The following is a 24746-nucleotide window of genomic DNA, read 5'->3' on the forward strand; positions in this document are numbered from 1 at the left end:
GCTGAAGAAGCATCAGCAGAAAACGTGTTTCCTCTCTCGCTCAACTATGCGCAAATCGCCAACCGTGTTTCTTACTTTTGTAATTTCCACGGTCCGAGTATGGCTGTCGATACGGTATGTTCATCCTCTTTGACCGCAGTGCACTTGGCGTTGGAAAGCATACGTCACGGTGAGTGCGATGTTGCGTTAGCAGGCGGAGTGAACCTGTCTTTGCACCCGAATAAATATATGACATACGGGGTCTGGGATATGTTTTCCACTGACGGGCACTGCCGTACGTTTGGAAAGGATGGGGACGGTTATGTGCCTGCCGAGGGTATAGGCGCGGTTTTATTAAAGCCTTTGCGCCAGGCGGAGAAAGACGGAGATCGCATTTATGCAGTTATTAAAGGAAGTGCTGTGAATCATGTGGGCACTGTAAGCGGCATTTCAGTGCCGAGCCCTGTTTCTCAAGCTGATCTGATTGAGACATGCTTGGAGAAAACGGGAATCGACCCGCGGACGATCAGTTATGTGGAAGCCCATGGAACCGGCACGTCCTTAGGAGATCCGATCGAAATACAGGGATTAGTGAAAGCGTTCCGCCAATATACGCAGGATCGGCAGTTCTGTTCAATCGGTTCTGTAAAGTCAAACATTGGGCACGCCGAATCCGCCGCGGGGATCAGCGGTTTAAGCAAGGTTGCCCTTCAGCTTCACCATCAAAAACTTGTGCCTTCTTTGCATTCGGAAGAACTGAATCCGTACGTTGATTTTGAAAAGTCTCCATTTTATGTACAGCATGAAACAGAAACGTGGAAGCAGCCTGTTATCAAGGAGAATGGGGAAGAGGTCCCTTATCCGCGGCGGGCGGGTATCAGTTCCTTCGGAGCAACTGGTTCAAACGCACATATTATCCTTGAGGAATATATTTCTCAAACAGCGGAGCAGGACGTTTCTTTGTCCTCAGATTCTGACATATCCGCAGTTATTCCGCTTTCTGCCCGTAATCAAGAACGTCTTCGTGTATATGCAAAACGTCTCTTGGATTTTCTTCATGATGGGATTCAGATTAGAGATTTGGCGTATACATTGCAGGTAGGCCGTGAACCGATGGAAGAACGGGTTTCTTTCTTAGCATCCGGAATTCAAGAATTGAGCGACCAATTGAAGGCTTTTATAGAAGGACGAAAAACCATTCAGCATTGCTGGAAGGGCCGCGTGTCAAGAGGAAGCGAACCATCGCGTCCCGGCGAATCGGTACATAAATTGCTGGAGCAAAGAAAACTCGATCAAATTGCGGAGCAGTGGGCGAACGGATCTGGGGTTGACTGGAAGCTGCTTTACGAGGGAAACAAACCAAAGCGGATCAGCCTGCCGACTTACCCATTTGAGAGGGTGCGTTATTGGGTGCCGAAAGCGGAGAAAAAGACTGATCGTTTAAAGGAGGAGCGACACATCCTGCATCCTCTCCTGCATCAAAATGTGTCCGACATATCGGGTGTCCGCTTCCGTTCAGCGTTTACAGGCCGTGAATTTTTCTTGAAGGATCATGTCATAAAGGGCGAACACGTTTTACCTGGCGCAGCTTTATTGGAGATGGTTCGGGAAGCTGTGGAAAGGGCAGCTGCGGATCAGTTCCCGACAGGATTCCGGCTCCGGAATATCGTCTGGGTCCGGCCGTTCGCCGTCACGGAACAGCAGAAAGATATAGACGTACGTCTATATCCTGAGGACAATGGTGAGATTACATTTGAAATCTGCCGGGACCCTGAAAGCGCAGAGGAGTCGCCGATTGTATATGGGCAAGGGAGTGCAGTGCTTTGTGAGGCTGGTGAAAATCCGGTTATCAACATTGAAGAATTGAAGGCAAGCTATAATGGCCGGACGCTGTCACCTTTTGATTGCTACGAGGCTTATACAGAAATGGGTATTCATTATGGTGACAGCCACAGAGCGATCGACAGCCTATATGCCGGCGAAAACGGAGTTCTAGTGAAATTGACGATGCCTCCTGTAATCTCTGATACAGAAGACCATTATATTCTGCATCCGAGCATGATAGATTCGGCATTTCAAGCATCTATCGGTTTGAGGCTGGGAGGAGCTACGAGTTTAGAAGACAGAAAGGCAATGCTGCCTTTTGCCATACAGGATGTCCAAATCTTCAAAGGCTGCGAGGCATCTATGTGGGCGCGGATCACATATAGCGAGGGCAGTACAGCTGGGGATCGTATGCAGAAGCTTGATATCGATTTATGCAATGAAGAGGGGCAGGTTTGCGTGCGATTGACGGGCTATTCTGCAAGAGTGTTAGAAACAGATCAAGAAGGTCCTTCTGAAGCGACTGACACGCTACTGTTCGAACATATTTGGGAAGAACGTGCTGCAGAGAGGCAAGAGCTCATAGAGTACGACACGTATAAAGTCGTTGTCTGTGATGTTGGAGAACAAATGGAAAGCCTCCAAAATCATCTTGACTGTACAGTTCTGCAGCATGATACAGAGACAATTGATGAACGGTTTGAAGGTTATGCCATACAGTTATTTGAAGAAATCAAACAGCTAATGCACTCAAAAACAGGAGGACATACATTCATTCAAGTGGCGGTGCCTGCGTTGGACGAGCCTCAGCTATTAAGCGGCTTAACTGGATTGCTCAAAACGGCTGAACTGGAAAATCCAAAACTGACAGGACAGTTGATCGAAATAGAAACCGGGATGTCAGCTGGTGACCTATTCGAAATATTGGAGGAAAACAGACGCTATCCGCGTGACACGCATATCCGCCACTGGCAAGGGAAGCGATTTGTAAGCAAGTGGAAAGAAGTGTCTGGTGAGCACCTAAGTGCTGACATGCCATGGAAGGATAAAGGCGTGTATCTGATCACAGGCGGTGCGGGCGGTCTGGGATTCATCTTTGCAACTGAAATCGCAAACCAAACGAATGATGCGGTTGTGATCCTGACAGGACGCTCTCCGCTTGATGAAAGGAAGAAGAAGAAGCTTAAAGCCTTACAGAAACTTGGCATCCAAGCGATTTACAGACAAGCTGATCTGGCTGACAAACAAACGGTTGATGCCTTATTAAAAGAAACCCAAAACGTTTACGGAGACTTAGATGGCATCATTCACAGCGCCGGTTTAATAAAAGATAATTTCATTATGAAGAAAAAGAAAGAAGAGGTTCAAACCGTTCTTGCTCCAAAGGTAGCAGGACTGATTCACCTTGACGAAGCAACGAAAGATATTCCGCTCGATTTCTTTATCCTTTTTTCCTCAGGTGCCGGAGCAGTAGGAAGCGCGGGACAGGCTGATTACGCAATGGCCAATGCATTTATGAATGCATTCAGCGAATATCGCAATGGCCAAGCAGAGCTGCACAAGCGTTACGGAAAAACTCTTTCAGTGTGCTGGCCGCTGTGGAAAGACGGGGGCATGCAAATTGATGCGGAAACTGCAAGGATGCTGAAAAGAGAAACAGGCATGGTGGCCATGGAAACAGATCGTGGGATTCAGGCGCTATATCATGGCTGGACGTCAGGAAAGCCGCAAGTGTTAGTTGCTTCCGGTGTTACTGATCGGATTCGTGCATTTTTACATGAAACGGGACATGGCAAAGGCCAATCTCACGATATCAAAAAAAGCAGTCTCAATCAGGAGGCAGAAAAAGCAGACATGATCGGGGAAATTGATGAAGAGATACTAAGAGAAAAAGCGGAGAACTATTTTAAACAGGTGCTTTCTTCGGTGATTAAGCTGCCAGCCGGCCAGATTGATGCTGAAGCTCCTCTCGAGGATTACGGGATCGATTCTATCATGATCATGCATGTAACGGGTCAATTAGAAAAAGTATTCGGTTCTTTGTCCAAGACGTTGTTCTTTGAATATCAGGATATTCGCTCATTAACACGGTATTTTATTGATTCCCGCAGAGAAAAACTGCTGGACATCTTGGGAATTGAAACAGGAAAACCTTCTGTTGAAAGAAAATCAGAACCTGAAATCCCAGTTACCCTAAGAAAGTCTGGATTTCTTCCTTTGCGAGATAAAGAGCAGAAGCAGTTAAGAGAGAAGGAAACGGAAGAAATCGCGATCATCGGTATCTCAGGTCGCTATCCACAGGCAGACAACATTGATGAATTGTGGGAAAACCTGAGAGACGGTCGAGACTGTATTACTGAAATTCCTGCAGACCGCTGGGATCACAGTCTTTATTATGATGAAGATAAAGACAAGCCTGGAAAAACCTACAGCAAGTGGGGAGGCTTCTTGAAGGATGTAGACAAGTTTGATCCGCAGTTTTTCCATATATCGCCGCGTGAGGCAAAATTAATGGACCCGCAAGAGCGTTTATTTTTGCAGTGCGTGTATGAAACGATGGAAGACGCAGGCTATACAAGAGAGCACCTCGGCCGTAAGCGTGATGCTGAGCTTGGTGGAAGCGTCGGTGTTTACGTCGGTGTCATGTACGAAGAATATCAGCTGTACGGGGCACAAGAGCAGGTGCGGGGAAGGTCTCTGGCTTTAACGGGAAATCCATCATCCATCGCGAACCGGGTATCTTATTATTTTGATTTTCACGGACCGAGTATTGCTTTAGACACCATGTGTTCTTCTTCTTTAACGGCTATCCACTTGGCCTGCCAAAGCCTGCAGCGCGGAGAGTGTGAGGCGGCATTCGCGGGCGGCGTGAATGTGTCAATCCATCCAAATAAATATTTGATGCTCGGGCAGAACAAATTTATGTCCAGCAAAGGCCGATGTGAAAGCTTCGGACAGGGCGGAGACGGCTATGTGCCGGGGGAAGGCGTTGGAGCAGTGCTTTTGAAGCCATTGTCTAAAGCAGTTGAAGATGGTGATCACATTTATGGAATCATTAAGGGGACAGCCATCAACCACGGGGGAAAAACAAACGGGTACTCAGTGCCCAATCCGAATGCCCAAGCAGATGTCATCAAAAAGGCGTTTGTGGAAGCGAAGATTGATCCGCGGACAGTCAGTTACATCGAAGCCCACGGCACGGGAACCTCTCTCGGTGATCCTATTGAAATCACAGGGCTGTCCAAAGTGTTTACGCAAGAAACCGATGACAAACAATTTTGTGCAATAGGGTCAGCCAAATCAAATATCGGGCACTGTGAGAGTGCGGCAGGTATCGCAGGAGTAACGAAGGTATTGCTCCAAATGAAATACAGGCAGCTTGCGCCTTCCCTGCATTCAAACGTGCTGAACCCGAATATTGATTTCCTTAACTCGCCGTTTAAAGTACAGCAAGAGCTAGAAGAGTGGAAGAGGCCGATCATCAGTGTCAATGGCAAAGACATCGAATTACCGAGAATCGCAGGAGTCTCTTCATTTGGTGCCGGAGGTGTGAACGCCCATATTTTAATAGAAGAGTATGCTCCGGAACCTGTGGAGGAACGTTTACCAGCGAGGAAACAGCCGGCTGTCATTGTGCTCTCAGCAAAAAATGAGGAAAGACTTCAGAAACGCGCGGAGCGATTGCTGCATGCCATTCGTGAACAAACATATGTTGAAGCAGATTTACACCGAATTGCCTATACGCTTCAAGTCGGACGGGAAGCGATGAACGAACGGCTGGCGTTCGTTGCGGAATCGATGCGGGAGCTTGAAGAAAAGCTGAATGAATGTATCTCCGGAACAGAAAATCGTGAATATGTCTATCGCGGACAAGTAAAGAGCAACAAAGAAGCCATTGCTGCTTTTGCTGCTGATGAGGATATGTCAAAAACAATTGAGGCATGGCTGCAAAAAGGAAAATATGCGAAGGTTTTAGACCTGTGGGTAAGAGGTTTGCGAATCGACTGGAGCACGCTATATCAGGATCAAAAAACGCGGCGCATCAGTTTACCTGCCTATCCTTTCTCAAGAGATCACTATTGGATAGACGTAAATGCAAAGGCTGAGGAAAAAAGAACGGAGGAGCCATTCGCTCCAGTACAGCCCGTCATTCCAAAGTCGTCTGTAGACAGAGAAGCCAGTGGCAAGCCTGCCAATATTACGTTACAGCCTTTAATGACCAATCAGGATCGTTTGGAGCGGACAGCATCTCTGGTTCCATCAGATACAGAAACAGAGACGATCACGGCGGAAGCCTTGTGCGATGAACTGACAGCGGGCTTAGCGGAAGTGCTGTACATGGACCAAAACGAGATTGATCCAGACGAAGCATTCATAGATATCGGTATGGACTCGATTACCGGGCTCGAATGGATAAAAGCAATAAATAAACAGTATGGCACATCACTAAATGTCACAAAGGTATATGATTATCCGACAACACGTGATTTCGCTGTTTACTTAGCACACGAGTTAAGCACACAGGCTGGGGAGAAAAAACAAACGGAGACGTACACGCCGATCAGACAAAAAACAGCGGTACCTGCTGCTAAACCGGCTAATATATCTCTGCAGCCGTTAGAACATCATCAGCCAGTGCAAGAGGAGGCTGAAGAAACGATTCAATATGCAGCGGCAGAAATATCTGCATCAAGACAATATACTGTAGCAATTGAAACGCTGCATGAAAACTTGAGCGAAAGCATAGCAGACGTGTTATACATGGAGCCATACGAGGTGGATATTGACGAAGCGTTTATAGATATCGGAATGGACTCGATTACCGGACTCGAATGGATAAAAGCGGTGAACAAGCAATACGGAACGTCATTTACGGTAACCAGAGTATATGATTATCCAACGATACGTGATTTTGCCGAAATGCTAAAGTCCGAGCTTGGAACTCATCTTGATAGAAAGATAGAGCATACTGACTCTTTCGAAGCAGCCCAGCAAAAGCCAGCAGCACCATCTAATCCAAAGCCGGCAGAACGGCCGCTACAGCCTGTTCAACATCCAATAAAGAAAGAACATGAGAAGAAAACGGTTCCTGTTCTTCAAGACCGCCCGGAGGATGCGATAGCGATTGTCGGGATGTCGGGAAGATACCCGGGCGCTCGTAATGTAAGAGAGTACTGGGATAACCTGGTTCATGCGAGAAATGCCATTCGGGACATTCCAACATCACGGTGGGATGTTGACAAATACTATGATCCTGTCCTCAACAAAAAAGGGAAAGTCTATTGCAAATCAATGGGGATGCTTGATGATATTGAACATTTTGATCCGTTGTTTTTTAATATTCCACCGTCAGAAGCTGAACTGATGGACCCGCAGCATCGAATCTTTTTGCAGGAAGGCTATAAAGCCTTTGAGGACGCTGGGTACAACGCCCGAACTTTAAATGAGAAAAAATGCGGTGTATATCTCGGCATTATGAGCAATGAATACGGGGTCATGCTGAACCGGCAGGCAAGAGCAAATGCCACCGGGAACAGCTTTGCGATCGCTGCGGCGCGTATTCCATATTTTCTTAATTTAAAAGGGCCTGCGATTCCTATTGACACCGCTTGTTCATCTTCATTGGTCGGCACACATTTAGCGCGGCAGGCACTTATAAACAAAGAAATTGATATGGCGCTGGTCGGCGGGGTCAGCTTATACCTGACGCCGGAATCTTACATCAGTATGTGTGAGGCCGGCATGCTTTCACCTGATGGACAATGTAAAGCATTTGACAATGGCGCGAATGGTTTTGTGCCCGGCGAGGGTGCGGGTGCGCTGGTTCTGAAAAGGCTGAAAGATGCGGAAGCGGACCGTGACCATATTTATGGCATCATCATTGGCTCGGGTATTAATCAGGACGGGAAAACAAACGGAATCACAGCACCGAGTGCGAAAAGCCAAATGGACCTGGAAAGAGACATATATGAAACATACGGCATACATCCTGAGAGTATCAGTTATGTCGAGATGCATGGCACAGGAACAAAACAAGGCGATCCAATTGAATTAGAAGCTCTGTCCACCGTATTTCAAGAAAAAACAGACAAAAAGCAGTTTTGCGCAATCGGTTCCGTCAAAAGCAATATTGGCCATACATCCGCGGCGGCAGGAGTAGCCGGGGTTCAAAAAGTGTTATTGTGCATGAATCATAGAACACTTGTGCCGACATTGAACTTCACGACGCCGAATGAGCATTTTGAATTTGAGCATTCTCCTTTATACGTAAATACGGAGCTTAAGCCTTGGGAAACGGCTGATGGAAAACCGCGGAGAGCATGTGTGAGCTCTTTCGGATATAGCGGAACGAATGCCCATATTGTGATAGAGGAATATCAGCCTGAAAAGAGGAACGATCGATTAACAAAGCAGCACCGCTCAGCATTATTTGTACTCTCAGCGAAAAAAGAGAAGCAATTGAAGGCCTATGCGGAAGCAATGAAAGATTTCGTAACTTCCAATGAAGATATCGATCTGGAGGATATGGCATACACACTTCAGACGGGCCGGGAAGCAATGGATTATCGCATGGCGTTTTTGGCGGATTCGAGAGAAATGCTGATCAAAGCTTTAGATGATTATTTGGCTGAAATGCCGAACGGCAGCATATTTGCTGCTCACGTGAAAACGAAGAAGAGCGAAATCAAGCTGTTTGAAACGGATCATGATGCCAAAGCATTGCTGCAAACATGGATAGAGAAAAAAAGGCTGGAGAAAGTAGCAGAGCTATGGGTGAAAGGGCTGCAGATAGATTGGAACAAGCTTTATGGGGAATACACGCCTCGCCGAATCAGCCTGCCTGCTTATCCGTTCGCGGAAGAGTATTACTGGCTGCCAACTCAAGAAGGTGAACCCGAAACCATTGCTACAGCAATGCCTCAATTCGAACTGATGCCAAAGCGCTGCTTTCTGCGTAAACAGTGGCAGCCTTGTCCGATTGAACCGGCAGAAATGACGAATCAAACCGTCGCCATTTTGGCAAATGAGGAGACAATGGCATTAGCGGAAGAGCTTTCGACGTATTTCTCGACATACCGTATATTTGACAGCCAAGAGCTGGATCGGGTATCTGCTGCTGACTATGAACACGTTGCTGGAGCAATCGATCTGATCGGGTGCGGAACGAGCCATGAGCATTCTATGGGCTGGATAAACTGGCTCCAAAAGCTGATCGAGCAAGGACGTGCAAGCAAGCATCATTTGACGGTCTTGGGTGTAACAAAGGGGCTGGAGGCCTACGCAAATGAGGGTGTTATTTTGTCTGGTGCTTCACGGGCCGGTTTATACCGCATGCTTCAAAGTGAGTACAGCCATCTTACTTCAAGACATGCAGATATGGAATGCGAAGCCTCTCATGAGGAGCTGGCCAGACTGATTGCAGTTGAATATTATGCCAAGAGCACAGAATCAGAAGTCTGTTATCGAAACGGACAGCGATATCGCGCATATTTGACAGAGCAGCCAGCAGAAGCCGCTCTAAGTCATAAGCAAGTATCGTTTTCAACAGACAAAGTCCTGCTCATTACAGGCGGGACAAGAGGTCTCGGCTTGCTGTGTGCGCGGCATTTTGTGAAAACATACGGCGTTAAGCGGCTGGTCCTTATCGGCCGTGAAGAGCTTCCACCGCGTGACCAGTGGAATTCGGTAAAAATTTCCTCGCTTGCCGAGAAAATAAAAGCCGTTCAAGAGCTAGAAGACATGGGTGCGCAAGTTCAGGTGCTGTCTCTGGATCTCACAGACAGGGTTGCTGTCGAACAGAGCCTGAAGACAATACACGAAACAATGGGGGCGATTGGCGGAGTCATCCATTGTGCCGGGATGGTGAACAAACAAAACCCGGCTTTTATCAGAAAATCACTAGAAGAGATCGGACAGGTGCTTGAACCGAAAGTCGAAGGTCTGCAAACGTTGTTTGACCTGCTTCAAGATGAACCATTGGCGTTTTTCACCTTGTTTTCATCAGTATCAGCGGCCATCCCTGCACTAGCAGCAGGACAAGCTGATTACGCGATGGCAAATGCTTTTATGGATTATTTTGCGGAGGCTCATCAAGATAAATGTCCCATTGTAAGCATTCAGTGGCCTAACTGGAAGGAGACCGGTTTAGGCGAGGTTCGAAGCAAAGCTTTAGAACAAACTGGATTGATCAGTTTGACAAACGACGAGGGATTACAGCTGCTTGACCAGATTCTATCAGACAGACAGTATGCTGTCGTGCTGCCGGCAGTACCAGATACAAACGTTTGGAAGCCGGATAAGCTGATGCAGCCGTCATTGCCTGTCGAAGCTCTCTCGCATCCTGAGACGAAAGAGCAAACCAGCACTCGCAACCTGTTCCCTGAAACAGTCGACTGGCTCGTAACTCTTTTTTCAGATGAACTGAAAATAGCTGCAGAAGACTTTGAAACGGATGAACCTTTCCAAGAATACGGAATCGACTCGATTATATTGGCCCAGCTGGTACAGCAGATGAACCAACAATTAAATGGAGATATTGATCCGTCAATCTTGTTTGAATACCCGACAATAGAATCCTTTGCACACTGGCTCATTTCGAAATATGACATATCAGCTGTTTTACAGCCATCTGTTCCTGAGAAACAGACACCTCTCAAGCCGCAATCAGCAATGAAACAGAAGCTGGTGCCAGAACAGCGGCCGCAACAGATAAGCCATGAAAAAACGGCACTTCTTGCTGAGGACATCGCTATCATCGGTCTTAGTTGCAGGTTCCCGGGAGCAGAAACCCTAGAGGAATACTGGGATTTAATACGTGATGGACGGTCTGCGATTGCGCCTGTTCCGCCTGAACGATTCGGGAACTCCAGCTCGAATTACGCGGGCCTCATTGATGAAATGAACCGATTTGATCATGATTTCTTCATGATGTCCGAAAGCGATGTCAGAGCGATGGACCCTCAAGCTTTGGCTGTATTGGAGGAAAGCTTGAAGCTATGGTATCACGCGGGTTATACAGAGAAAGAAGTGAAAGGCATGAGGGCTGGTGTTTATATAGGAGGCCGCAGCCAGCACAAGCCTGATCCGGCCAGTCTTTCAAAAGCAAAAAATCCGATAGTCGCTGGTGGACAAAACTATTTAGCGGCTAACATCTCACAATTTTTTGACTTGAAGGGACCGAGTATTGTCCTGGATACCGCTTGTTCCTCTGCACTGGTGGGGCTGAATATGGCCATTCAGGCTCTGCGAAGCGGAGATATTGAGGCAGCGGTTGTAGGCGGCGTCAGTTTGCTTGATGCTGATGCGCATCGAATGTTTCATGAGCGCGGACTTTTATGTGACAAACCGTCATTCCATATTTTTGATAAGCGGGCAGACGGTGTCATTTTAGGAGAAGGCGTGGGCATGGTTCTCGTCAAAACCGTCAGCCAAGCGGTTGAAGACGGAGATTCCATATATGCAGTCATTAAAGCCGCTGCGATTAATAATGACGGAAGAACGGCAGGCCCATCATCTCCGAATCTCGAGGCACAAAAGGACGTCATGCTGTCAGCGCTTGAAAAAAGCGGCAAAAAGACTGAAGAGATCAGCTATCTCGAAGCGAACGGATCGGGGTCGGCAGTAACAGATTTACTTGAATTAAAGGCAATCCAGTCCATTTACCGTTCTGAATCAAAGGCTCCGTTAGGGCTGGGATCGGTGAAACCTAACATCGGCCATCCATTATGTGCAGAGGGGATTGCGAGCCTGATTAAAGTAGCTTTAATGCTGAAGCATAGACAATTGGTTCCGTTCCTGTCAGGTAATGAAAATATGCCGTATTTTGATATAGAAAAAACAGATTTGTATTTCAGCAGATCGCAAGCCGAGTGGAAGGAGACAACGCCGGCTGCGGCAATTAATTGTTTTGCAGATGGCGGAACGAACGCCCATCTCATTATAGAAGCCTGGAATGAATCGGTTGCTCGTCCAATTAGAAGAAAACCTCTGCCTTTGCCGGAATTAAATAGGCAGCCCGTTTTAATCAAACCATCAGCTCAAAACGTGCAGGAAAAAGTGCATTCAGACACAGGGGCTTCTAAAGATATGTTTTGGAAAACTTTCAAATAAGAGAGGAGTGGGAAAATGATAACTGAACAACTGCACATTTCATTAAATAATCCAATCATGTCCAACCACAAGGTATATGGACAAGCGTTATTACCCGGCCTTGCTTATATAGATTTAATCTACCAAGTATTCCAGGAACATGGTTATGCATACCAAGAGCTTGAATTAAAAAACCTGACCATTTTTTACCCTTTGATCGCAGATGAGTCATATGACATTGCCCTGACCATTCACGTGTCTGAAAGAAAGGAAGGGACATGGTCCATCATCATCGACGGACAAAAACAGCATGGAGAATCGCTATCTGACAAGAGACAATATGTGACTGCTGACATGCATCGTAAAGAGCAAACCGCTTTTGCCGAATCAATAGACCTTAATCAGTGGAAAAGTACAGCTGACAGGATTCTGAATTTAGATGAAATCTATGAACAATGCCGTTCTCAGGAGTTAGTGCATACCGGCATGATGAAGGCAAAAGGGCGGATTTATGAAACCAAAGAGGGTGCTTTAATTGATTTAGCAGTTGGACAGGAAGCCCTGCGCCATTCTGAAGCTTTTCTGTTTCATCCGACGCTTATTGACGGCAGCGGCATAGGTTCAAGCTGCCTGATCTCAGATCAAACGATGTACCTGCCATTGTATTATGAATCGTTTTCTGCTTCAGAACGATTGCAAAAAGGATGTACAGCACGGATCCTCTCCTCATCTGTGCGCCAAAAGAAAGAGCTCACTTATATGACGATTGAATATTTTAATTCATCAGGACAAAAAGTGGCCGAGCTGAAACAATTTGCAGGCAAGTCTGTACGGAATATGTCAGCCTTTCATTCTCCAAAAGAAATTCAAGAAGAAAGAGCTGCTGTCTCTCAGAACATCAGTCAGGACTATCCCGCATTTGAAATGTATTTGCGTCAGCTGCTTGCTAAGCAGCTTGAAAGGCCGGCAGAACAAATGGATATCCACGCTGGGTACTATGAGCTTGGTCTGGATTCTCCGTCATTGCTTACCGTGGTTCAGGAAATTGGAGATAAGGTTGGAGCGGATCTTGCTCCGACACTGCTGTTTGAATTTACAACAATTGCAGAACTAGCTGCTCATCTTGCTGATCACTATTCAATTGGAGAGGCGGACGATGCTGTCCGCCAATCTCCTTCACCAATGAAGGATTCTCCTGATGGTGTTACCTCTTCACCAGAGATCGGGGAGGACATTGCCATTATCGGAATGGCGGGACGCTATCCTAAGGCAAAAAACATACAGGAATTTTGGGAACATCTTAAAGCGGGTACCGACTGCATCACAGAGATTCCAAACTCACGTTGGGAGTGGAAAGAAAACAATGGACAGGATTCACCTGCAGGCAAGCCACTCTCGAAATGGGGCGGGTTTATCGAGGAGGCTGATTGCTTTGATCCTCAATTTTTCAGAATCTCTCCGCGTGAAGCGGAAATGATGGACCCTCAGGAACGGTTATTTTTAGAGACATGCTGGGAAGCTATTGAAGATGCGGGTTATACACCAGAGACAATTGCTGCACCGCAGGGAGAAAATAAAAGACAGCATGTCGGTGTGTTTGCCGGCGTAATGCATAAGGACTATTCCCTTATAGGGGCTGAAGCTCTATCAGAACACAATCCATTTCCTTTATCGCTGAATTATGCGCAAATCGCCAACAGGGTCTCTTACTATTGTAATTTCCACGGCCCAAGCATGGCGGTGGACACGGTCTGCTCTTCCTCATTAACTGCGGTTCATCTGGCAATAGAGAGCATCCGGAATGGAGAATGCGAGGCCGCGCTTGCCGGAGGCGTCAATTTGTCACTGCATCCGGCTAAATATATCAGCTATGGCAGTGTAGGGATGCACTCAAGTGACGGCTATTGCCATACTTTCGGCAAAGGTGGGGATGGCTACGTATCTGGAGAAGGTGTCGGCACAGTATTGCTAAAACCGCTGCGAAAAGCTGAACAGGACGGTGACCGAATCTATGCTGTCATCAAAGGCAGTGCGATAAATCATGTAGGAAAAGTAAGCGGAATTACAGTACCGAGCCCGGTAGCTCAAGCTGATGTAATCGAAGCATGTCTAGAAAAAACAGGAATTGATCCGCGCACCATCAGCTATGTTGAAGCCCATGGCACTGGCACCTCATTGGGAGATCCGATTGAAGTACAGGGGTTAGTAAAAGCTTTCAGCCGCAATACGCAGGACAAGCAATTCTGTTCAATCGGTTCTGTGAAATCAAATATTGGCCATGCTGAAGCTGCAGCCGGCATTAGCGGCTTAACGAAGACTGTCCTGCAGTTGCATCATAAAACCTTGGTGCCCTCATTACATTCAGAAGAGCTGAATCCTTATTTGAAGCTCGATCAAACCCCATTTTTTGTCCAGCATGAAACAAAGGAATGGGAGCAGCCATCTTTTACAGAAAACGGGGTGGACGTCACATATCCCCGCCGTGCCGGTTTAAGTTCGTTTGGCGCTTCAGGATCAAATGCGCATCTTATTTTGGAAGAATATATTCCGGCAGAGAGCCATTCAGAGACGATTTTAACGAAAAATGAAGAAATAGTGATACCTTTGTCTGCGAGAAACAAAGATCGTCTGCAGGCTTACGCTCTTAAACTTCTTGATTTTCTTAGCGAGGACGTCAATCTTTTAGCGTTAGCTTATACCATGCAGGCAGGGCGGGTTGAAATGGAGGAGCGTGCGGCCTTCATCGTAAAAGACATAAAAGATTTAACGGCTAAACTTCGGGCGTTTGCCAATGGAGAAGAAGAGATCGAGGGCTGCTGGACCGGACAAGCCAAGGAGAATCAGGAGGCGGCTGGGCTAGCATCGGTAAATGCGCTGAATAACCATTTGACAACAGACAGTGAAATGATGGAAATGGCGAAAGCATGGGTTCAAGGAAAGCGGGTCACCTGGGACGACCTATACGGCGATCGCAAGCCGCTTAAAATCAGTGTTCCGACCTATCCGTTTGCAAGGGAGCGCTACTGGATCCCGGTTCCTGAAATGAAAACCAGCACTGTGAATCATATCTTACATCCGCTGGTGCACCGCAATACATCAGACTTTACTGAGCAGCGCTTTAGCTCTGTATTTACAGGCACGGAATTTTTCCTTTCTGATCATGTTGTACAGGGACAGAAGATTTTGCCGGGCGTTGCCTATTTAGAAATGGCAAGGGAAGCAGCGGAAAAAGCTGCAGGCGATCTGGACGGCGAACAAAGAGTGGTGTCGCTTAAAGACATTGTGTGGGTGCGTCCTATCACGATTGAAAGTGAACCAAAAGAAATACATATTGGCCTTTTTCCTGAGGATAACGGGGACATCTCCTTTGACATTTATAGCAGCTCTGAACATAAAGAAGAAGCCCTGACGATACACTGCCAAGGCCGCGCTGTCATTTCAGATGAAGCGGAGACTTCCATTTTAAACCTTTCATCAATACAGACAGAATGCAACCTGGACACAGTGACGTCAGAACAATGCTATGCAGCGTTTCGAAAGATTGGGCTTGACTATGGAGAGGGCTATCAAGGGATTGAAAAAGTCTATGTCGGCAAAGATCAATTGCTTGCAAAAATCTCGTTACCCGCTTTTCTAAAAAACGACAAGCAGCATTTTGCGCTCCACCCGAGTTTGATGGATTCCGCGTTCCATGCCACAGTCGGTTTTATCGTTAGCTCAGTCAATGCCGCTGGACAAGCTCAGACGCTGTCTCTTCCATTTGCGTTGCAGGAGGTTGATATTTTCAGCCCATGTCCAGAGAAGATATGGTCTTATATTCGATACAGTTCAGACAGTAAAGCGGAGGACAAAGTCAGAAAGTATGATATTGATTTATGTGATGAGAACGGACACGTTTGTGTGCGAATGAAGGGTGCCTCGATGCGGGCACTTGATGGAGAGCAGCACTCAATGCCGCAACTATCAACTGATTCTCAGATGACCGGGCATACGATGATGATCCCTGTCTGGGAACCGGTTTCTTCAGATACGGAGGATAATGCTTCGTTTGCTGGTACACGAGCTGTTTTATGCGGTGCTGCTGAAGCTGATCGGGCATTCATAAAGCATCATTATCCGCAAGTTTCCTTTATCGATATCCGGCCTGCAGATGACATTGAGGGAATAGCGGTCAAACTGCAAGCGTACGGAAGCATTGACCATGTATTGTGGATTGCCCCGTCACATCGGGGAAGTATAGATAGTGATGGACAAGGAGAAGCTGTTCTTCACTTATTTAAGCTTGTGAAAGCTTGCCTGCAATTAGGCTATGGCGAGAAACAACTTGAATGGTCTCTTGTGACCGTCCAAGCGCAGCCGGTTACGCAACATGAGGCAGTACAACCCGCCCATGCAAGCATTCATGGGCTTGCCGGCACAATGGCAAAGGAATATCCACACTGGAAAATCCGTCTTCTCGATCTTGAAAAAGGCTGCACATGGCCGGTAAATCACATGTTTGCGCTCCCAGCTGACCGCCTTGGCCATGCTTGGGCCTATCGTAATCAGCAATGGCATCAGCAGCAATTGATCCCATATCGGTACTCACTGTCAGGCGACACGCTATATCGGAAAGGCGGAGTCTATGTGGTCATCGGAGGAGCCGGGTATATCGGAGAGGCGTGGAGTGAGTACATGATCCGCCGCTACCAGGCGCAAATCGTTTGGATTGGGCGAAGTCAACTTAATGCTGCCATCCAGTCAAAAATAGACCGACTTTCGGCGCTTGGCCCTGAGCCTTTCTACATTGCAGCCGATGCAGCCGATAAGCATTCATTGCAGCAGGCTTATGAACAAGTGAAAATGCGCCATCCTCATATTCACGGGATTGTTCACTCTGCGATGGTTTTATTTGAGCAAAGCCTGGAAAAAATGAAGCCGGAAGAATTCACCGCTGGACTGGCGGCGAAGATCGATGTCAGTATTCGGATGGCCCAAGTGTTCCGCCAGGAGAATGTAGATTTTGTTTTATTCTTCTCTTCGCTTGTAGCCCATATCAAAAATGTGAAGCAAAGCCATTATGCCTCTGGCTGTACATTTGCAGATGCTTTTGCTCACCAGCTTTCTCAGAGCTGGGCATGCCCTGTAAAAGTCATGAACTGGGGGTATTGGGGGAATAGTGAAGCGGCTGAGGATGAACATTATGTACAGCTCATGAATCAAATCGGCTTAGGTTTAATTGAGCCTGCGGAGGCTATGAAGGCGCTGGAAGCACTGCTTTCTGGGCCAGTCAGCCAAACAGCTTTCATTCATACGACAAAGCCTGTAGCAGTCGAAGGCGTGAATCAGAAGGAATTCATCACTCTTTATCCAGAGCAACCTTCAGCAGATGCAGAGAGCCTGATGGAGCGTCTGCCGACTACGGGACGATTTCAAAGAGTGACACATGAAGAGCTTGATGATCTTCTTTACAGGCTGTTGTTAGGACAGCTGCAAACAGCCGGGCTGTTTGATGGTTATACATTATCGGTTGAACGTCTTCAACAATATAAGACTCGTGAATTTTATGGAAAATGGATTCGGCAAAGCAGCGAATTTCTCTTGCAGCATGGCTATCTTAAGAAAGTTGGAGATTCATTGGTGAGGAAGGACCAAGCAGAGGATATCGAGCTGCTTTGGCTAGAATGGAACGCGAAAAAAGAAAAGTGGCTTAAAGACAGCGAGACAAAGGCGATGGTTGTATTAGCAGAGGCCATGCTGCAAGCATTACCGGATATTTTGACAGGGAAAGTCCCTGCAACAGATATCATGTTCCCGCATTCCTCGATGGAACTGGTGGAAGGCATTTATAAGCATAACCAAGTGGCAGACTATTTTAATAAAGTGCTTGCCGATACATTATTAGCTTATCTGGATGAACGTCTGAAGCACGACCCTGAGGCATCGATTCGCATTATGGAAATAGGCGCAGGCACAGGCGGCACGAGTGCCGGAATCTTTGAAAAACTGAAACCATATCAAAAGCACATCAATGAATATTGCTATACAGATCTGTCTAAAGCATTTTTGCTGCATGCAGAAAAGGAATATGGGGCGGAAAATCCGTACCTGACATATCAGCTTTTTGATGTGGAAAAACCGATTGATCAGCAGGAATTTGAAGCGGGAGGCTATGATGTCGTCATTGCCGCTAATGTCCTTCACGCAACAAAAAATATCCGTCAAACACTGCGGCATACAAAAGCGGTAATGAAAAACAACGGAATGCTGCTGTTGAATGAAATGGCGGGAAACAGCCTGTTCCCTCACATCACCTTTGGTCTTTTGGAAGGCTGGTGGCTGTATGAAGATCCTGCAGTGCGGATTCCCGGCTGTCCAGGCTTACATCCTGACAGCTGGAAAGCGGCACTTGAAAGCGAAGGCTTTGAATCTGTCTTTTTCCCGGCTGAGGCGGCACATGATCTGAGTCACCAAATCGTCGCAGCCTCAAGCAACGGGCTGGTTCGCCGTATGATGAAAAATGTGATCTTGCCGGAGAAGGTTGTTTCACAAGCGTCTAATCAGGAGCCAGCCTACATTCATACCATAGATTCAGAGGAAGCTGGACAATCAAAACATGCTCTCCTAAGAGAAAAAAGCACAGAATATATGAAAAAACTAATCGGGGAAACGTTGAAAATTCCTGCAGGAAAGATTGAGTCATCTGAACCGCTTGAAAAGTACGGTATTGATTCTATCGTTGTTGTCCAGCTGACGAATACATTGCGTAAAGAATTTGACCATGTAAGCAGCACTTTATTTTTCGAGTACCAGACCATTGACGCATTAGTGGAGCATTTCATCAAAACAAAAACAGAAGCGCTGATGAAATTAACAGGTCTTGACCGTCAAGTTCAACAACAGACACCGGCCGAAAGCAGAACCCAATCTTCACAGAAACCTGATCAGGCGGCTAAAAGAACACGGCGCTATCGCAAGCTTGGCTTCAGCGGGGAGAAAGAAACACCGACAAACACTCTTGCAAGTCGTGACGTTGCCATTATCGGCATTTCTGGACGCTATCCTCAGGCGGAAACCGCAGAAGACTTTTGGAACAACCTAAAAGAAGGAAGAAATTGTATTGAGGAAATTCCGAAAGAACGCTGGGATTGGAAAGTTTATTACGATAAAGAAAAAGGAAAAGAAGGATCAATTTATACGAAATGGGGCGGATTTATCAAGGATATGGACAAGTTTGACCCATTATTCTTTCAGATTTCTCCGCTTGAGGCAGAAAGAATGGACCCTCAGGAGCGATTATTTCTGCAAACCGCTTATGCAAGTATTGAAGATGCGGGATACACGCCTGACTCGCTCTGTTCAAGCAGAAAAATCGGCGTCTTTGCCGGAGTCATGAACAAAAATTATCCGACCGGATACGGCTATTGGTCTATCGCCAACAGAATATCCTATTTACTGAATTTCCAAGGCCCGAGTCTTGCAGTCGATACAGCCTGCTCATCCTCCCTGACAGCGATTCATTTAGCGCTGGAAAGCATTTATAGCGGATCGAGTGATTGTGCCATTGCCGGCGGTGTCAATTTAGTTGTCGACCCGGTTCACTATCAGAATTTATCTGTCATGAATATGCTCTCTGCTAGTGATACATGTAAATCATTCGGCGATGATGCAGATGGATTTGTCGACGGTGAAGGCGTAGGCGCCATTGTGTTAAAGCCGCTGCAGCAAGCAATAGCGGACGGTGACCATATTTACGGTGTGATAAAGGCAAGTGCCATTAATAGCGGAGGAAAAACAAATGGATACACGGTTCCAAATCCTCATGCACAGGCACAGGTAATTAAAGAAGCAATGGAGCGCGCCGACATTCCTGCCCGAACCATCAGTTATTTAGAGGCGCATGGAACAGGCACTGCATTAGGAGATCCGATTGAGATAGCGGGGTTAACAAAAGCATTTGAGAAAGATACGCAGGAGAAACAGTTTTGTGCGATCGGCTCCAGCAAATCAAATATCGGTCATTGTGAAAGTGCAGCCGGAATTGCAGGGCTGACAAAAATACTTTTTCAGTTTAAATATGGCCAAATTGCGCCATCATTGCATGCTCAGCGGTTGAATCCGAACATCGAGTTCAGCCATACGCCATTTGTCGTTCAGCAGCAACTTGGTGAATGGAAACGCCCGGTGATTGGCGGGCAAGAGGTGCCTAGGCGCGCTGGCTTGAGCAGTTTTGGCGCCGGAGGGTCCAATGCCCATATCATCCTGGAAGAATATATTCCAAGAACGGGGGCGCAAACGCCGAAAGACCATCCTCCAGCGCTGATTGTGCTGTCGGCCAAAAACATGGAACGCTTGCAAGAAAAAGCGGAACAGCTGCTTACAGCCATCAAACAAAAAAGGTACCGCGAAACAGACCTGATCAGGATTGCCTATACCTTGCAAACAGGCCGTGAAGCAATGGAGGAACGGCTGGCCTTTATAGCGGAATCACTAGAGGATCTTGAGAGAAAGCTGAACGATTTTATCGAAAACAAAGCAGACAGCCTGTATCTGGATCGCATCGATGATAACAAAAAAGCGTTAGCAGTCTTATCAGCGGATGAGGATACGGAAAAAATCATAGAAGCATGGATGAGCAAAGGGAAATACACGAAACTGCTGGATCTTTGGGTGAAAGGCTTGTCTTTCGACTGGGGCATGCTGTACGGCACCCAAACGCCTGTCCGGATCAGTCTTCCGGCATATCCATTTGCAAAAGAACGTTACTGGGCGCCAGGCGCGGCAAAGGCTCCGGCGTCTATAGAACAGGATCATGATCAGCAAACTGAAGAACCTTTCAAGGTTATGACGTTTCAAGAAGTGTGGAAAGAAGAGCCGGCGACTCTCACATCGAAACGTATCAAAACGCTCATCTGTTTTCTGACTGAAAGAGAAAAGCAAAACGCATTTGCTTCAGCCCTGAAAAACGTTGATCAAGACACCAAGGTCATTTTTATATCACAGGGCGAAGTGTACAGCAAACAGTCTGAATATAGCTATCAGATTGTGCGGCAAGAACCCGTTACTTTTGAAAAGGCCTTCCAGAGCATTAAAGAAGAACTTGGAGAGCCAGATGCAATCCTCTATATGTGGCCTATGGAAGACAAGCGCTGTATTAAGGACCATTCCTGTATTGTTTACCTATTACAAGGTATGTCCGCAGCAAAGCTTCATCCTTCACGGCTGCTGCTGGCAGGATGTTTTGAAGATAGTCTTGACCGAAGTTATCTGGAATCATGGATTGGCTTCGAACGTTCACTCGGGCTTGTCCTTCCGCACACAAAAGTGACTGGAATCTTTCAGCCCGCGGAACAAGGATCGATGGATGATTGGACACGTAAAGTCTGGGCAGAATTACAGGCTTCAACTGAACAAACGGTTTTGTATCAGAATCTGAAACGATATGTAAATCACATTGAACAGACAACGATACAACCGGACAACAGCAAATTGAAGTCTGGCGGTACTTACCTGATTACAGGCGGTGTAGGAGGGCTTGGTTATTTATTTGCCAAGCATTTGGCCAAAAACTATGCCGCAAACCTGATTTTGACAGGGAGGTCGCCTTTTAATGATGAGAAGCAAAAGCAAATAAAAGAATTAAAGGATCTAGGCGGCGAAGCGATGTATGCAGAAGCAGATGTGTCTGATCCTATCGCAATGGGAGACTGCGTAAAAAGAGGGAAAGACCGATTCGGTGCCATCAACGGTGTCATTTATGCAGCCGGAATCGAGAGCGACTCTGCTATTTTTGACAAAAAGATCGAAAGCTTCCAGCGCATCATTGAACCGAAAATCAACGGCACGATAGCGCTTGATGAATGGCTTAAAAATGAAGACCTTGATTTTATGTGTTATTTTTCTTCTTCTTCTGCGGTTTTAGGGGATTTTGGATGTTGTGATTATGCGATTGGCAATAGGTTTCAGATGGCTTACGCACAATACAGAAATGAGCTGCATAACGGTAAAACGTTTGTCATCAACTGGCCTGTGTGGAAGGATGGCGGAATGAAGATCGGTGATGAGGAAACAACGGATATGTACCTGAAATCAAGCGGCCAACGCTTCCTAGAAGCCGAGGAAGGCATCCGTATGTTTGAGCACATCCTAGCTCAGCAGGATGCTCAGCATCTCGTGATAGCCGGTCAGCCCAGCCGTGTCAGCAGATTTTTAGGAATGACTGAACCAGCTATTTCAGAACCGGCCACTCAAGCCCCTCTAGCACAAGAAAACAAGGATGAGGTAAAAACGTTAAGCATTGAAAAGCGTTTAGAACACGACTTGAAAGAGCATATTCACACATTGCTTAAGATTTCAAAGGACAAGCTGAATTTGAACAAAAATTGGGCCGACTTCGGATTTGATTCAATCTATTTGGCTAAATTTTCGAATGTGTTATCAAAGCATTTCAACATCGAAGTGACACCGGCTTTATTTTTCGGCTATTCGACTTTACAAGAATTGATCGGCTTTTTCTTAACCGATCATAAAGAGCAATTTGAAGCATTTTACCGGGATGATGCATCAGAGGCGCAAAAGCCCCCTGAAGCTTATGAAGCAATTCCTGTAGCTCCTGAACCGGAAACCAGTAAACAAAGCATTCGGCAGGTTCACGATGAGCCTATTGCCATTATCGGCATGAGCGGCAGGTTCCCTCAAGCTGATTCGGTCCATGAGCTGTGGGATAATCTGAAAAACGGTAAATCGTGTATCTCTGACATTCCGGGCGAACGCCGGGACTGGGGGAGAGCTAACAGAGAGCCAGAAAAAGCAGTGCCAAGGTGGGGTGCATTTTTGAAGGACATAGACCGGTTTGATCCGCTGTTTTTTCAAATATCGCCTAAAGAAGCCGAAAGCATGGATCCGCGCCAGCGCATTTTTCTAGAGGAAGCATGGCACACGTTTGAAGACGCCGGCTATATGGGAGATCGGATAAAAGGAAAATCCTGCGGTGTTTATGTAGGTGTGGAAGAAGGGGAATATGCGCATCTAACCGAAGATACGGATTACATTAACGGAACACAAAACGCCACATTGTCTGCGAGAATCGCATACGCATTGGATTTAAAAGGGCCTAATATGGCTTTGACAGCAGCATGTTCATCTGGACTGGTGGCGATTCACCAGGCATGTTCAGCTCTGCGTCAGGGGGATTGTGAAATGGCTTTAGCCGGCGGCGTCAGCTTGAATATTTCTCACATGTCTTTTGAGGCGCTGACAAGGGCCGAAATGCTGTCTCCGAACGGACAATGCAAAGTGTTTGACCAGGATGCCAATGGTCTTGTGCCAGGTGAAGCGGTGGCTGCTGTTCTCTTGAAACCATTATCAAAGGCAATTGAAGATAAAGATCATATTTATGGCTGCATCAAAGCCAGCGGCGTGAATTACGATGGCAAAACCAACGGCATTACTGCGCCAAATCCTTTTAGCCAGGCAGAATTGATCGAAAACATTTATGAAAAAAATGAAATCAATCCGCTCGATATTCAATATGTGATGGCGCACAGTACCGGCTCGAATCTTGGTGATCCGCTTGAGGTCCAAGCGTTAACGAGCGTGTTCAGCAAATATACGAAGCAGAAGCAATGCTGTTTGATCAGCTCAATTAAACCTTTAATCGGACATACATTTGCAGCGTCAGGAACGGTTGCTTTAATCAGTATGCTGATGGCTATGAAAAACCAGATCATTCCGGCCACTCATCACTGTGAATCGGAAAACCCGTATATTCCGTTTAAAGAAAGCCCATTTGTGCTTTGCAAAGAAAACCGTTCGTGGATCAGGAAAAATCAGAAGCCGAGGATGGGAACGATCAGCACGACTGGAATCAGCGGCACCAATGCACATGCAGTCATTGAAGAATACATCCCGGATGATCAGCCGTCCACACAGCGGCATCAAGGGTCACCGCAGATCATTGTGCTTTCAGCCCAAAATGACGATCGGCTTCAGGATGCTGCCTGCCGCATGATTGCGTATCTGGAGCAGAATCATAACCTTTCTTTACCTGATGTGGCATATACGCTTCAGGTTGGGAGAAAAGCCATGGAAGCAAGGCTCGCGCTCGTTGCAAACAATCAGAAGCAATTGGTGCGAAAATTGAAGGAATATGTGGAAGCAATGAAGAATGGTGGGGTATCAGGCCAACAGAGATCCCTTTATACAGGATATACAGAAGGGATTTTAGAAGAACAAGATGAAGCAGTTCTGCAAGCTCTCGCAAAAGAAAGAAATTTGGAAAACATCGCGGAATGCTGGGTGAAAGGATATCAGATTCCTTGGGAACTCTTTCATGATGGCGATCACGTTCGGATGGTTTCTTTACCTGGTTATCCATTTGCAAGGGAACGGTATTGGATTTCGTCAGGCACTCAGCAATCAGAGGCCGTTAAACAGCATTCACAAGATATGAAAACAGAGATTGACGAGCCGAATGGCAAAAGCCACATTCAAAAGATCATTGTTCAATTTTTAGCACGAGAATTGGGCATATCTGAGGATCGAATCAATTTCAAAAGAAACTTCCTGGATTATGGGATGGATTCAATTCTTGGCCGAAAATTGATGCGGCATATCGAAAAAACCACGCAGCTGAAGATGGCCGGTCGGGAAATCCTTGAATGTCAGACAGTCCAAGCTCTATCTGACCATTTGGCCTTAAAAGCGGAAAAACAAAATCATAGCGCAGCAGCACATCAAATAAAGGACACGTATACAGACGAGCAAATCATCGGATTGATGCAAGAGGTGGCGCTAGGGAAATTGGATTTTAAGAGTGTGCAAAACATCATAGAAGGGAGTAAATCGTATGAATCATAAAGAAATTCTCGATGCCT

The 24746-nt window shown here is 46.5% G+C and carries 2 protein-coding genes (1 of these 2 running past the window's edge); both read left to right on the forward strand.

Annotation, left to right across the window (positions count from 1 at the left end; genetic code table 11):
- Positions 1-11913: the 3' portion of a type I polyketide synthase gene (gene pksL / locus NST79_RS09370; RefSeq protein ID WP_212060458.1), read on the forward strand. It extends 1713 nt beyond the left edge of the window; only the last 11913 of its 13626 coding nucleotides appear in the window; its start codon lies off the left edge, out of view; it ends in the stop codon at positions 11911-11913.
- Positions 11914-11928: 15 nt separating this feature from the next.
- On the forward strand, positions 11929-24729 hold the full coding sequence (pksM, locus tag NST79_RS09375) for a type I polyketide synthase (protein WP_212060456.1): 12801 nt from the start codon (positions 11929-11931) through the stop codon (positions 24727-24729).
- Positions 24730-24746: the final 17 nt, after the last annotated feature.

The organism is Bacillus sp. PS196 (assembly GCF_037963555.1).
In the GTDB taxonomy this organism is placed as follows: domain Bacteria; phylum Bacillota; class Bacilli; order Bacillales; family Bacillaceae; genus Bacillus; species Bacillus subtilis.